The 14,853-nt window shown below is 57.5% G+C and carries 8 protein-coding genes; all 8 read left to right on the forward strand.

Going from position 1 to position 14,853, the window contains the following annotated elements; all coding sequences use genetic code 11:
- Positions 1–3: 3 nt before the first annotated feature.
- A complete protein-coding gene (locus WMO45_RS05930) occupies positions 4–1,638 on the forward strand; it encodes an S-layer homology domain-containing protein (protein ID WP_349139624.1) in 1,635 nt (544 codons plus the stop codon).
- 12 nt (positions 1,639–1,650) lie between these two features.
- Positions 1,651–2,520, forward strand: a complete 870-nt coding sequence (locus WMO45_RS05935; protein WP_349139625.1) for a DUF4430 domain-containing protein — start codon at positions 1,651–1,653, stop codon at positions 2,518–2,520.
- A gap of 2 nt (positions 2,521–2,522) precedes the next feature.
- A complete protein-coding gene (locus WMO45_RS05940) occupies positions 2,523–3,428 on the forward strand; it encodes an energy-coupling factor transporter transmembrane component T (RefSeq protein WP_349139626.1) in 906 nt (301 codons plus the stop codon).
- Complete coding sequence (locus WMO45_RS05945; protein ID WP_349139627.1) at positions 3,425–4,408, forward strand: TIM barrel protein; 984 nt, start codon at positions 3,425–3,427, stop codon at positions 4,406–4,408. The genes WMO45_RS05940 and WMO45_RS05945 overlap by 4 nt, the downstream gene beginning before the upstream one ends.
- Positions 4,405–7,044, forward strand: coding sequence for an ATP-binding cassette domain-containing protein (locus tag WMO45_RS05950; RefSeq protein WP_349139628.1), 2,640 nt, complete (start codon positions 4,405–4,407; stop codon positions 7,042–7,044). The genes WMO45_RS05945 and WMO45_RS05950 overlap by 4 nt, the downstream gene beginning before the upstream one ends.
- Before the next feature lie 564 nt (positions 7,045–7,608).
- Positions 7,609–7,830, forward strand: a complete 222-nt coding sequence (locus WMO45_RS05955) for a hypothetical protein (protein WP_349139629.1) — start codon at positions 7,609–7,611, stop codon at positions 7,828–7,830.
- 194 nt (positions 7,831–8,024) lie between these two features.
- A complete protein-coding gene (locus WMO45_RS05960) occupies positions 8,025–8,699 on the forward strand; it encodes a GntR family transcriptional regulator (RefSeq protein WP_349139630.1) in 675 nt (224 codons plus the stop codon).
- A gap of 206 nt (positions 8,700–8,905) precedes the next feature.
- A partial coding sequence (locus tag WMO45_RS05965) for a glycosyl hydrolase 115 family protein (RefSeq protein ID WP_349139631.1) occupies positions 8,906–14,853 on the forward strand: 5,948 nt, incomplete at its 3' end.

Here is a 14,853-nt window from a genome sequence, read left to right on the forward strand (position 1 = left end):
CCTATGAAAACGGTTTTCAAACTCGGAACAGGCTTTCTCCTGGCTTTCATGCTGCTGCTCAGCCTGAGTGTCCCCGCATTTGCAGCGGAGACGGATCTGACCGCCACAGTGCATGGCAGCGCCAAGTATATGCTCAACACCGTTCGTGAACCTCAGGTGGGATCCGTGGGCGGCGAATGGGCTGTCATCGGCCTGGCCCGTTCCGGCTACGACGTTCCCCAGAAATACTGGGATGATTATTACGCCACGGTGGAGGACTATGTGGAGGAGCACAAAGGTAACCTCCACGACAAGAAGTACACCGAATATTCCCGCCTGATCGTGGCCCTCACCGCCATCGGCGCCGATCCCTCCGATGTGGCGGGCTATAACCTGCTCACTCCTCTGGGAGACTTTGACAAAACCATCTGGCAGGGCATCAACGGACCCATCTGGGCGCTGATCGCGCTGGACGCAGGAAATTATGATATGCCCCGGAACCAGAACGCCAAAACCCAGGCCACACGGCAGATGTATGTGGACGAGATCCTTGCCCGGCAGCTTAACGACGGCGGCTGGAACCTGACCGACAAGGGCGGTGCCGGTCAGAGCGACCCCGATATCACCGGCATGGCCCTGCAGGCCCTGGCCGGCTACCAGTCCCAGCCCGAGGTCAAGGCAACTATTGACCGGGCGCTGGATTACCTGAGCACAACCCAGGAGAGCAACGGCGGCTATGCCAGCCATAATACCAGCAGCTCCGAAAGCGTGGTACAGGTCATCGTGGGTCTGTGCGCCCTGGGCATTGATCTGAATGATGCCCGCTTTGTGAAAAACGGCCATACCTTGTTGGAGAACCTGCTCAGCTACCGGCAGGACAACGGCAGCTTCCTCCATACCTCCGCTGGAAACGGCGACAGCCAGATGGCCAGTGAGCAGGGGCTCTACGGCCTGGTGGCCGCAGAGAGAGCGGCTGCCGGAAAGAGTGCGCTCTACCACATGGATGACGTGACCATTCATGTGACCGGCGTAACGGTGGAAACCATTGGCCTGCCCGGCAAGCACGCCGACGTCAAGCCGGTACCTGTCAGCGGCAGCGTCTCCTTTGCCGATGTGGCCGGTCACGCCAACCAGAAGGCCATCGAGGCGCTGGCTTCCCGGGGTATCATCAACGGTAAGGGCGACAACCGCTTTGACCCCAATGCCACCATGACCCGTGCGGAGTTTGCCGCCATCGTTGTGCGGGCTTTGGGCATGACGCCCAAGGCAACCGACGCCTTTACCGATGTGTCCTCCGACGCATGGTACGCTGGTTATGTAGGGACTGCCTATTCCTACGGCATCATTACCGGGGCAGGCAATGGGCGCTTCAATCCCGACGGCACCATTACTCGGCAGGAGGCCGCCGTCATGGTGGCCCGTGCCGCCAAGCTCTGCGGTATGGATACACAGCTGGAAAACTACGAAATCCTCAATGTTCTGGCACAGTTTACCGACTATGTGACCATTGCCCAGTGGGCTCAGGAGGGCGTTGCATTCTGTTATGGCGAGGACATCCTCAATCAGAGCGATCTGAATGTGGAGCCTGCCCGTGCGATCCTGCGCTGTGAGATCGCCGAAATGCTGTATCGTATGCTGGGCAGCGCCAAGCTGCTGTAAGGAGAATCCGTCATGTGGTGGAAACAGCATAAATGGAAGGTACTTATACCGGTTCTGATCGCGGCAGTGCTGGCCGGCGCGTTTTGGTATGGGGGCAACGCTCCCGGCGCACGGGGCTGGACCGTCCCGGCAAATGAGGCATCCCAGCCGATGCTGGAAAGCGATCTGCACAATACGGCGGAACCGGAGCAGACGCAGGAGCCGTCAGCAGTTCCGGAACCCGAGGAGACGGCTGCGGAACATACGCCGGAACCGGATACAAAGGAAGAACCGACAAAAGCCACGCCGGAGCAGACTGCTGAGCCGTCCGCTTCCAGGCAGCCCCAACAGTCCCGGCCATCCGACCAGCCGGAGATGGCCATTAACCCGGAGACGGGAAAGGATCAGTATCTGACCGATCCGGTGCCGAAAGGCAAACCTCTGCCGGTGGAGCCTCAGGATGTGACCATCGGCACAACAGCGTACAGCTGCACCATTTCCATCTCCTGCGCAACCATTCTGGATAATCTGGATCTCTGCGATCCGGAGAAAAAAGAGCTGGTACCGGAGGACGGATGGATCCTGGAGCCCATGACCGTCACCTTTTATCAAGGGGAGAGCGTCTTCAACGTGCTCCAGCGCACCTGCAAACAGCAGAAGATCCATATGGAGTTCGAGGATACGCCTATGTATAATTCGGCCTATATTGAAGGCATCCACAACCTCTATGAATTCGATGTGGGCGAGCTGTCCGGCTGGATGTACAGCGTCAACGACTGGTTCCCCAACTACGGATGCAGCCGCTATCAATTGCAGGACGGCGATATCGTGGAGTGGGTCTATACCTGCGACCTGGGCGCAGATGTTGGACGCGGATTTACGGAGAACAGAGGAGCGAATTGACCATGCGGAACCGGGATGCTTTTTCCAGCTGCCATCCGGTCATCAATTTTTTCTATTTTTTTCTTATCCTCCTGATAACCATGTTTTGTCTACATCCGGCCATTTTGGGGATTTCTCTGGCCGGCAGCGTGGTCTATGCGGTATATCTCAACGGCCGGAAGGCGGTGCGGTTTTCCCTGGCGTTTCTCCTGCCCATGATGCTCCTGACACTGATAATCAATCCCGCCTTCAATCACCAGGGCATTACGATCCTGGCCTATCTGCCCACGGGTAACCCCCTGACGCTGGAGAGCATTCTTTACGGCGTTTCCGCCGCCGCCATGCTGGCCGCCGTGATCTCCTGGTTTTCCTGTTATACTGCCGTGATGACCTCCGACAAATTCGTGTATCTGTTCGGCAGAGTGATCCCGGCCCTGTCCCTGGTGCTGTCCATGACCCTGCGCTTTGTACCCAAGTTCAAGGCGCAGCTTCATGTGGTCAGCGAGGCCCAGCGCTGTGTGGGACGGGACATCTCTGACGGCGGTCTCCTGCGGCGAACCCGAAACGCGGTGACGATTTTCTCCATCATGGTCACCTGGGCACTGGAAAACGCCATTGAGACGGCGGACAGCATGAAGAGCCGGGGCTACGGACTGCCGGGCAGAACGGCATTTTCCATTTACCGCTTTGACGAGCGGGACAAGATGATTCTGCTGTGGCTCTGCTTCTGCGGGGGTGTTCTCGGCTGGGGCGCGTTGACAGGCGGCCTTTTCTGGCGGTACTATCCGACCATAAAAGGCGCACCGCTGACACCCATGACAGGGTGTATTCTGCTTTGCTGGGCCGGGCTGTGCCTGACGCCGGTGGCAATCAATGTCCATGCAGACCGCGTGTGGCATGCGCTGCATGGTGAGGAGGCTGTAAGATGATTCAGAGTATAAGCCTGCCGCTCTATTCCGACACACTGCGGGAGTATCGGGACTGGGCAGATCTGCAGCAGGAAGTGCGCGCCCTGGGTTGTGACGGCATTGAGGCTATATGGGGCGGAGAAGCCATTCCGGAAGAGCTTCCGGCTGGGCTGGTACAGGGATATCATCTGATGTTTTTCCATGACTGGGTGGATCTCTGGAACGGTAACTGGCCGGCGTTGAAGGAGAAATACGGCACTTTGGAACAAGCCTCCGCTGTGTACGGCGGACTGGGCCGGGAGACGCTGCTGCGGCAGTACCGTGACGACCTGGAACGTGCAAAACGCCTGGGCGCCGAATATGTGGTGTTCCATGTTTCAGACGTCTCCATGGAGGAGTGCTTTACCTATCGCTTCTCCCACACCAACGATCAGGTCATCACCGCCGCTGTGGAGCTCATCAACGAGCTTTTGCCTGGAAAACAGTGGCCGTTTGCTTTTCTGGTGGAAAACCAATGGTGGCCGGGCTTTACCTTCACCGACCCCAGGCAGACAGAGCGGCTGCTGGACGGCATACGCTATGCCAATAAAGGAATCCTGCTGGATACAGGGCATCTGATGAACTGTTGTACCGAACTGCGAAGCCAAAGTGAGGGAGCCGCCTATATCAGCGCTATGCTGGATCGGCACGGCAGCCTCAGCGCTATGATTCGCGGCGTCCATTTCCATCAGTCCCTCAGCGGTCCCTATGTCCAAAGCCACACGGGCCGGCTGCCAGAGGAATGGCCGGAGGAATTCGGGCAGCGTTTTTCCATCAATTATGCCCATGTGCTTCAGATCGACCAGCACCGGCCCTGGACAGATCCAGCCATATTGCCCGTTCTGGAGCGGATCGCCCCGACATGGCTGACCCACGAATTGACCTCCCGTGCCAGAGCGGAACGGGTACAAGCGGTAGAGATCCAACAGATCCTGCTGCGGAAGAGAGAGAATATTCCATGACAGACACCTTTGTAATTGAACACCTTTGCTTTTCCTATCCAGAGCAGTCCGGGGTTATCCTGCGGGACATGAGCCTGACTGTCCGGCGGGGAGAATTTCTGGTACTTTGCGGACCCTCCGGCTGCGGAAAGTCCACGCTGCTGCGGCAGCTGAAAACAGTTCTCGCGCCTCACGGCAGACGGAGCGGCACCATTCTCTTTGAAGGACAACCGCTGGATTCCATGGATCAGCGGCAGCAGACGGAGCGAATCGGTTTTGTCCAGCAGAGCCCGGACAACCAGATCGTCACCGACAAGGTCTGGCATGAGCTGGCTTTTGGGCTGGAGAGCCTGGGCTATGAAACGCCGGTGATCCGCCAGCGGGTGGCAGAGATGGCGGCCTTCTTCGGCATCGAAAACTGGTTCTACAAAAATGTGACCGAGCTGTCCGGCGGACAGAAGCAGCTGCTCAATCTGGCCTCCGTCATGGCCATGCAGCCATCGGTACTGATCCTGGACGAACCCACCTCCCAGCTGGATCCCATCGCAGCGTCGGATTTTCTGGCCACCCTTGGGCGGATCAACCGGGAGCTGGGCACAACCATCATTCTGACCGAGCATCGTTTGGAAGACGCCTTCCCCCTGGCCACCAGAGTTGCCGTCATGGAGGAAGGGCGGCTGCTGTGCAGCGGCACACCTGCCGAGGTGGGCGCTGCCCTGCGGACGAGCGGGCACACCATGTTTCTGGCCATGCCCACTGCCATGCGGGTGTGGGCGGTAGTGGAACAGAACGGTTCATGCCCCGTTACAGTTCGGGAAGGCCGGGAGTGGCTGACAGACTATGGAGCAAAGCATCCGCTGCATCCAATACCGCCGGAACCGTCACGGGTATATCCGGAAGAGCCTGTACTGGAGGCATCGGAGCTGTGGTTCAAGTATGAGAAAGACAGCCCGGATGTGGTGCGAGGATTGAGCCTTACCCTGAAAAAAGGGGAGTTCTACGCCCTTCTGGGCGGAAACGGCGCCGGTAAATCCACGTCTCTAAAGCTGCTGGCCGGACTTTTGAAGCCCTATCGGGGAACGGTAAACTGTCAGGGCACAATCGGTGTTTTGCCCCAAAATCCCCAGGCCCTCTTTGTAAAGAAAACGGTTCGGGAGGATTTGGCAGAGATTCTGGGCGGCAGAAAAGCCGAGCAGGCGGAGCGGATCGCCCATGTAGTGGCCCTGTGCCGGCTGGAAGGGCTGTTGGATCGTCACCCCTACGACCTGTCCGGAGGTGAGCAGCAGCGGGCGGCACTGGCCAAGGTCTTACTGCTGAATCCTGACATTTTGCTGATGGACGAGCCCACCAAGGGACTGGACGCGGAGTTCAAACAGGTGCTTGCGGAGATTTTGCAGGTGCTTTTGCGGCGGGGCGTCACAATTCTGATGGTCAGTCATGATATCGGATTCTGTGCCCGCTATGCCCATCGCTGCGCTCTGTTTTTTGACGGCAGCACCGTGGCAAAGGGTACGCCCCGGGCTTTCTTTTCAGGCAACAGTTTTTATACTACCTCTGCCAACCGTATGGCGCGGGAGCTTGAGCCTGAAGCTGTGACGCCGGAGGATGTAATTACCCTGTGCGGTGGTCATCTGCCGCCCGCGCCGGAGCTACCGGATGATATCCCGCCCCTGCCGGAGCCGAAAGAAGGAAGCCCGGCGGAAAAACCCAAAAAGCTGCCCTGGTGGCGCAAGCTGCTGGCGGCCTTGTCAGCAGGGATCGCGCTTTTTCTCTTTCTTTCTTTTATGGGCGTGGCGGATCTAACCGAATTGGTCACCGCCGAGGGGCTGACTTCCCTGGCGGGCGAGCAGCTGGTGCTATACCTGATTTTTTGCATTTCCCTAATCGTGTTTGCCGTCTGTATTACACGCCGCAGCCATCGGCCGGACTATCTGAAGCAGACGCCGAAGGAACAGCGGAAGCTGGCCAAACGCACACTGGCGGCAACGGTTCTGATCTTGCTGCTCATTCCGGTGACGCTCTTTGTGGGGATCACCTATCTGGGCGGGAAGAAGTATTATTTTATCTCCCTCCTGATCCTGCTGGAAACCATGCTTCCCTTTTTCCTGGTCTTTGAAGGCCGGAAGCCCCAGGCCCGGGAGCTGGTCATCATCGCGGTGCTGTGCGCCATTGGCGTGGCGGGCCGGGCATTCTTTTTCATGCTGCCCCAGTTCAAGCCGGTGATGGCGGTGACCATCATCGCAGGCGTGGCCTTTGGCGGGGAAACCGGCTTTTTGGTGGGAGCCATGACTATGCTAGCTTCCAACGTCATGTTCGGGCAAGGCCCCCTGGCACCATGGCAGATGTTTTCCATGGGTATCATCGGATTTCTGGCGGGCATTTTGTTCCGCAAGGGACTTTTGATGAGGACCCGGGGCGCATTGTGTGTCTTTGGTGCTCTCTGCGCGATTCTGATTTACGGTGGTATCATGAATCCAGCTTCGGCCCTGACGGCGAACCGTGAGCTGACAGGCGGCATTCTGCTGAGCAGCTATGTGGTGGGAATGCCCTTTGACTGCATCCACGCCATGGCCACCTGGCTGTTTTTGTGGTTTGGTGCGGAACCTATGCTGGAAAAGCTGGATCGTATAAAGGTCAAATATGGTCTGGTTGAGTAAATGCGTTGAGAACCTCAGAAGGATATCTTTGTTAACAGCGTATTAAAATCATCTTCCTTCACCAGATTCCCTCAATAGAGTGAAGATAGCATACGGCTTTCCAGGATATTCTCGCTCTATTTTTACCGTTTCTTTGACCACACACCCAGCCACAGACAGGGTCGAAACAGCCGGAAAGTGTGCGTTTCAAACGCATCGGAAAACAATCTATTCGGAATAGAAATGGCGATAAACCGTCAAAAAAGATTAGGAAAAAGCAAAACTTGGTGTTGACGTGCGGGAGGTCACAGGTTCAAGTCCTGTATCGTCCACCAGAGCAAACCCCTAAAGTCTCACGACTTTAGGGGTTTTTCTTTTTTCCAAAAGGCACCCCAGCGTTTTATGAAGAAATGAATATCTATACGTTCTTATTTTGGGTTTGCCGGGTGACAGGGAATAATTTTTTGTTTTTTCCTCGTTTTTTAAATTTATTTTCATATATTGCTTGACTTCTTTTCCTATTGTGTTATCATCATGCTGTGAGAGGAGAGCGCCAAATTAGCGCATAAAAGAGGAGAAGGAGAAGTGATTACTGTGTACACAGCCCCCTACCGTCTGACCAGTGCGCAACTGTGCACCGAAGACGGCGTTGTATACCAGACGTATGGTATTGCCCATGAGAGCGGTCTGGGCATTGTGGACGTCGGCTGCAACAAGGCCTTGGTCTCGGCCATGGTGGAGTTTTTTAATCATGCCTGCACCCCTCCCCAGCAACTCAAACGCATCGTTATCAATCTGTTGCCCTGAGCCTCCCCCGCATATTTTCTCTACATGACCTGTCGGTTCCCACCGACAGGTCATGTTTTTTATTTTCTCAACGTGTTAGAACTCTATGAAGCATGACTTTGTCTGCTACAGGCAAAACTTTCTTCCCAGCAGTTTCTTTTCTTGTTCTCCCAAATCAAACGTGTTATACTGGACAAAAAGGAGGGACCAAACACGTGTATTTGACGCAACGTCTGGACAGTGAAACCAGCAGAGCTTATGCGCTGCGCACCATCCGGGATAATATTGTGCGTCTTGGACTTCCGCCCGGATGCAAAGTCAGCGAAAGTGAACTGGCCGCTGAAATGGGTCTGTCCAGGACCCCGGTGGGCGAGGTGCTCAATGAGCTCTCCAGAGTAAAGATCGTAGAAATCTATCCGCAGCGCGGTAGCATCATCTCTCTGATCGACTACGATCTTGTGGAGGAATCCCGCTTCATCCGCCAAGTGCTGGAGTGCGCTGTGGTGGAACAGGTCTGCACTATCTCTGCCCCTGATATGCTGCGCAAACTGGACGAAAACATCCACTTGCAGCAATTTTACCTGTCCAACAACGATCCGGACGCACTGCTCCGGCTGGACAACCAGTTCCATAAGACACTTTTTGAGATCGCACGCAAACCCCAGGCCTATACCATGCTGGAGAACACCTCCATCCACTTTGACCGGGTCCGGCGTATGTCTCTGTCTACCGTCAAGGACCTGAAGATCGTCCAAGACCACCAGCAAATTTTGGAGGCCATTACCGCCAAGGATACCGCAGCGGCCAGCCTGCGTATGAGAGAACACCTCAATCGCTGGAAAATCGACGAGACTGTGATACGCAGCAAATACCCGGACTATTTTAAATAGGCCGGGTATTTATTAAGTACCATTAGTAAAACGTTTTTTTGACAGTTTGTATAGTTTTCCTCTTTTAAAAAAAGCGCATTGCCGAATTTTTCCTTTGGTTGCGCATTTTTCTTGCATTTTTTCGCGTAGTATTCTAGTATTTATTTGTACACTATGGTCTGAGCACCGTTTGGTGTCCTCAGGAAATAAAGGAGGAGAAGGTAAGGATGAAGCGTATGTTATCTCTGGTCCTGGCACTGATTCTTGTGCTGGGACTGGTTCCCGCTTCCGCAGTCGCTGCGGATATGGGAGCCGAGGGCGATATTGTGCTGGCTGATGCGTCCGGCGCCGCCCCCATCTACATCGATGCCAGCGGACCGGCCTATGATGGCTTGTCCCTCATCGCCGAGGCAGTCGCCGGCGACATCGAAGCAGTGACGGGTCAAACCCCCGCCATTGTCAACGAGGAGCCGGCCAGCGGCGTAATGATTGTCGCCGGTCTGGTAAACGAGCCTCTGATCACCGACCTGGGTCTGAGCTGGGAGATCTCCGCCAGCAACGACGACTTTAAGTCGGAGCAGTGGGAACGCTACCAGATCCAGGTCAAGGAGGACGGCGGCAAGACCATGGTGGTTGTAGCCGGCAGCGATAAGCTGGGCACCATCTATGGTCTGTTCCACATCACCCAGGATCTGTGCGGCGTGAGCCCCTGGATCTGGTGGGCGGATGCTAAGCCGGCCCATCAGGATACCCTGAGCTTTACTGCCGCCGAGCTGGAGACTACCTCTGAGCGCCCCTCTGTGAGCTTCCGCGGATTCTTCCTCAATGATGAAAACCCCGTACTGGACGGCTTTGCCGACAGCCATTTCGGCGGCCTCAACTACATGTTCTACGACCATGTCTTTGAGCTGATGCTCCGCCTGAAGGGCAACTATCTGTGGCCCGCCATGTGGTCCAACAACTTTAACCTGGACGGCATGGAAGGGGTCACCGGCGAGTTTGCCGAGTTGGAGAAGGACTACCACTATAAACTGGGCGGCGTGATGTACGTTGACCAGCACCCTGAGGACCCGGATGAATCCGGCATCGTGGATATCAACGCCCTGGGCGGTGAGAAGATTGACAACGGTACCGGCTATCTGGTAGAGGGCGAGTACCCCATGTATTTGGCCAACGCGGTCCTGGCCGACCGTTACGGCATCTATGTTGGCGCCTCCCACCACGAGCCCATGGCCCGTGCCGGTCAGGAGTGGGGCCGCTTCAAGGGACAGTACTATAACGATCCCACTGACGTCATCGGCGACGACGTGGGCGTGTGGAACTATCTGCTTAACCCCACCAATATCAGCAACTTCTGGAGCGACTCCATTGCCCGTAACGGCAGCTTCCAGAACCTGCTGACCATCGGCATGCGTGGTGAGAACGACTCCGCCCTGAAGGGTGAGGACGGCCATGAACTGTCCACTGAAGAGAACACCGAGCTGCTCAAGCAAGTCCTCAAGGAACAGGATGAGATCCTCACTAAGTTCGGCCTGGAGGATACCCCGCAGTTGATTGCCCTTTATAAGGAAGTAGAAAACTGCTGGTACGGCGGCAGCCGCAACAACCCCTCGGCTGCCGGCGACTATGCCCTGCGCAACGATCCTGAGGTCACCACCCTGCTGGGCAAGGACACCAACCGCATCGTCATGCTGTGCGAGGACAACAACGGCTACCTGCGCACCCTGCCTGAGCTGGACGAGAAAGACGAGTTTAACTGGGGCATGTACTACCACTTTGACTATGTGGGCGGCCCCCGCACCTCCATGTGGGTAAACACCATGCCCCTGCAGCGGACCTGGGACAACATGACCATGGCCTACGACTACGGCGTGGACGACGCATGGATCGTCAACGTGGGCGACCTCAAGCCCATGGAGCTGCCCCTGTCTTACTTCATGGACATGGCCTATGACTTTGATACCTATGGCTCCAGCAACCCCAACAGCGCCGACGAGTATACCCTCAACTGGGTCAAGCAGCAGTTTGCCGGTGCTGAAGGTCTGAGTGAAGAGGACTATCAGGCCATGGCTCAGCTGCTCACCGACTATACTGACATGAACGGTCAGGTCAAGCCGGAAACTCTGCAGAGCAGCGGCGATCCCAGTTACAGCACGGTCAACTACAACGAGGCTCAGGAACACCTGGCCAAGGCCAACAGCATCATCGACCGGGCCAACGCCCTGTTGGAGAAGCTGCCCAAGGGTTCGGAGCTCTATGACGCCTTCTATGAGCTCATTTATTATCCGGCAGTGGCCTCGGCCAATGTCAACCGGGTCCAGATCTTCCAGGGACTCAACCAGCTCTACGCCAACCGCGGCAGTACGCTGGCCAACGCCTATGCCGACCTGGTAAATGCGGGACTGGCCCTGGATGAATCCCTTACCGCTGAGTATAATACCCTGGGCGGAGACCTCAACGGCAAGGATAAGTGGTACGGCATGATGTGGACCACCCCGGACTATATAGGCAAAACCCCCACCGGCAAGGACACCAAACCTCACATGAACTATCAGGGCTGGAACGCTGAATCGGCCGCCAAAATTACCCCCACCTATGTGGAAGGCACTCCCGGCAGCACCCTGATGGTCGACGTTCCCGGCACGGAGGACATCTTTACTGACGGCACCACCGCCGTGCTGCCCGATTTTGAAAATCTGTTCCGGCAGGCCTATGCCGTCACTCTCAGCAACGGCGGCAACGAGGCCCTGGAGTACACCGTTACCAACGACAATGATTGGATCAAGATCGACGGTACTCTGAGCGGCCGGTTCTACACCGGCACCACTCTGGGCGTGTCCATTGACTGGGACAAGGTCACCGAGGACAAGACCGGCACCTTCACCGTCACCAGCGGTGAGCAGACCGTCACCGTCCAGGTTAATGCCAAGGTGCTGGACGCTTCTCAGGCCAGCGACAACGCTTACTTCCCCTCCAACGGCGAGGTGGTCATTCCCTCCAACGGCTACGCGGAGAAGAGCGAAGCGGTAAGCGGCGTGCAGTGGAGCGAGCTGGAGGGCTACGGCAAGACCGGCTCCACCATGAAGATGCTTCCCACCTACAGCCAGGACTTCGCCGCCGGCGAGGGTCCCTGGATGGACTACAAGGTCTATCTGCCGGAAGGCGGCGACTATCGCCTGACCATCTATGTGGGCCAGAGCAACAACGTCTCTTTTGACAACGGCACCCACCTGAACCTGGGCCTGTCGGTAGACAGCGGCGCTGTAACCACCATCAACGCCCTGCCCAGCGGCTATGTGGCCGGCGACAACGGCGCAGCCTGGGGCAGCAGCATCATGCGGGCCGGGCGCACCGTGTCCTATGATCTGACTCTTGACGCCGGCGAGCACACCCTGCGGGTGTACGGCATGGACCAGAACCTGCTGCTGCAGAAACTGGTACTCACCGCCGGCAAGGCAAATCCCAAGGATTCCCTCATTGGCCCCACCCAGACTTACTGCAAGGCCATGGGTGAGCCCCAGCAGCAGAGCCTGGTGGCCTTTACCGGCTATGAGCAGACCATGCTCCTGCCCGGCACCATTGCCGCCACCGACTGCACCAACGAAGATGTCACCGATGAGGGCGTACTCCACGCCAAGAGCGGCGTGAGCTATACCTACCCGGTGAAGGTCACCGCGGACGGCAACTTCCTCTTCACCCTGCTGGGCCAGTCCGCTTCCAATGCCACCGCCACCCTTACCATCGGTGAGCAGAGCGTCACCTTTGCCCTGACCGACAGCCAGAGCGTGGTGGAGGGCAGCAAAAACCTGACTCTTACCGCCGGAGACTATACCGTTACCCTGACGGTCTCTGCCGATGCGGATCTCACCTCCTTCACCGGCGAGATCTACGACGCTACCGAGGGCCGCCTGGTCACTCTGAGCGGCGTGGGCGGCGACGACGCCAACCTCAACCGGGCTATGGACCGGAAGAAGTCTACCTCCTGGCAGCCCACGGAGGAAAACCCCTCCATCACCCTGAACCTGTGTGAGACGGCTTATGCCGATCACTTCACCCTCACCGGTGATTTCTCCGCTGTTACCAGCTACAAGCTGGAGGTAAGCTCTGATGGTGCCCAGTGGACCACCGTCTATGAGTCCGACAGCAAGCCGGTCAACGGTCAGACCGTCTACTTCCAGGGCACCCAGGCCTTTGCCGGGTCCCAGTGGCGCTTCTCCTTCACCGGCAAAGTGACCGCTCTGTCCGAGATCGAGCTGAACACCTACATGAACTGGTCTCTGGCCGACGCCGACAAGACCTTTACCACTGGTGGTCTGGACCCCAACCGCGCCAGCTCCGATCCGACCAAGACCGCTGACGGCAACCGCATCGGTCACCCCAAGAATAAGAACGGCTGGATCGCTGAGGCCGGCAACCTGACCATTACCTTTGATCAGAACGCTCACCCCATGACTGGCATGTACATCGTAGCCATGCAGGAATCGGTGGACAACAGCCAGGACGGCGTGATCCCCACCGATACCCTCACCTCTACCAAGGCTCCCAGCGCATATAATATCTCCTATCAGAAGGCCGACGGCGAGTGGGTCAACCTGGGCCAGATCAGCAACGGCGGCTCCGGCGGCAACAAGGTGCTCAACTACATCGAGTTTGCCGACGGCGAGTCCGTTTACATCCAGGCTGTCAAGATCGATATCAGCGGTTGGGTCCGCGTGATGGAGATCGAGCCGGTGGATCTGCGCTCCTACACCATTGGCGGCACCGCTGACGGCTGGCCGGAGGACAATCAGCCCATTACTCCCGCCGTACCTGACGCCGATGATCCTTCCACCCTGGGCTATGTAAACCTGGCACAGATGGACGGCGTCACGGTGGAGCTGAGCGGCTCCTATGAGGGCAATGGCAGCGACCCCGATGGCAAGTATGGCGACCGCCTCATCGATGGCGTTCTGGAGGATGACAACAACTCCCGCGTCCGTTGGGAAGGCAAGCTCATCACCGAGGAGGATCCTGCCTCCGTGATCATTGATCTGGGCAGCGAGCAGGAAGTCTCCTATGTGGAGCTGGTCAGCCAAAAGAACGACGGAGACGGCACTCCTGTCAACCGCGACCTGGAGTCTACCCTCACTCCCAGCGCCATGACCTTCTCCTATTGGAACGGCTCTGAGTGGGTAGAGATTGACTCCATCACCGACAACCACAAGGCCTGGGTGCAGTGCAAGCTGGATCAGAGCATCAAAACCCAGAAGATCAAGGTGGACTTCCCCGCTGACGCAGCCACTTCCGGCTATGTCCGGGTATTCGAAGTGCTGGTCTGGGGCATTGAGCCCATGGACGAGAGCCTGACCAACTATGCCCTGACCGGCACCGTCTCTGTTTCCGCCGGCGAAGGCACCTCTGACGGCTCCGTTGTTACTGCCCTGAACGACGACGACGTCACCTACAACAACGGCAAGCGCTGGCGTACCAACGTACTGCCTGCCTGGATCGAAGTGGAACTGGCGGAGACCGAGAGCATCCAGCGCGTGGATGTGTTCAGCCAGATGCCCGACAGCGCCAAGGTGGACGGCAAATACCCCACTCCCACCGGCGCCACCGAGACCAATCTGGGCCTGAAGGACATTGAACTGTCCTACTGGAACGGCTCCGAGTGGGTCAAGTTTGCCACCGGCGACCCGGACAACGTCTATGTCCGCCAGACCTTTACGCTGGACACCCCTGTGGAGACCAACAAGATCCGCATTGACGTGCCTGATACGGCTGCTACTGCTGATACTTGGGTACGCCTTATTGAGGTCCAGGTTTGGGGCACCGAACCCACCCAGCCCGAGCCTGAGACCTACGCCGTCACCTACACCCTGACCAACCTGACCGCCGAGGGCGCTCCCGCCCAGGTGGAGGAGGGCCAGCCCCTGAGCGTGACCCTGACCGCCGAGGAGGGCTACCTCCTGCCCGAGACCGTCACCGTCACCATGGCCGGTGAGACCCTGACCGCCGGTGAGGGCTACACCTATGATTCCGAGACCGGCAGCCTGTCCATTGCCGCCGTCACCGGCGACGTGGTCATCACCGCCGCCGGCGAGGCCGAGGTCCTGCCTCCCGTGGTCACCGGCGTGACCGTCTCCCCCGCCACCGCCAGCGTGCAGGTGGGCACCACCCAGCAGTTCACCGCCGT

The sequence above is a fragment of the Flavonifractor hominis genome (assembly GCF_040095835.1).
Lineage (GTDB): Bacteria > Bacillota > Clostridia > Oscillospirales > Oscillospiraceae > Flavonifractor > Flavonifractor hominis.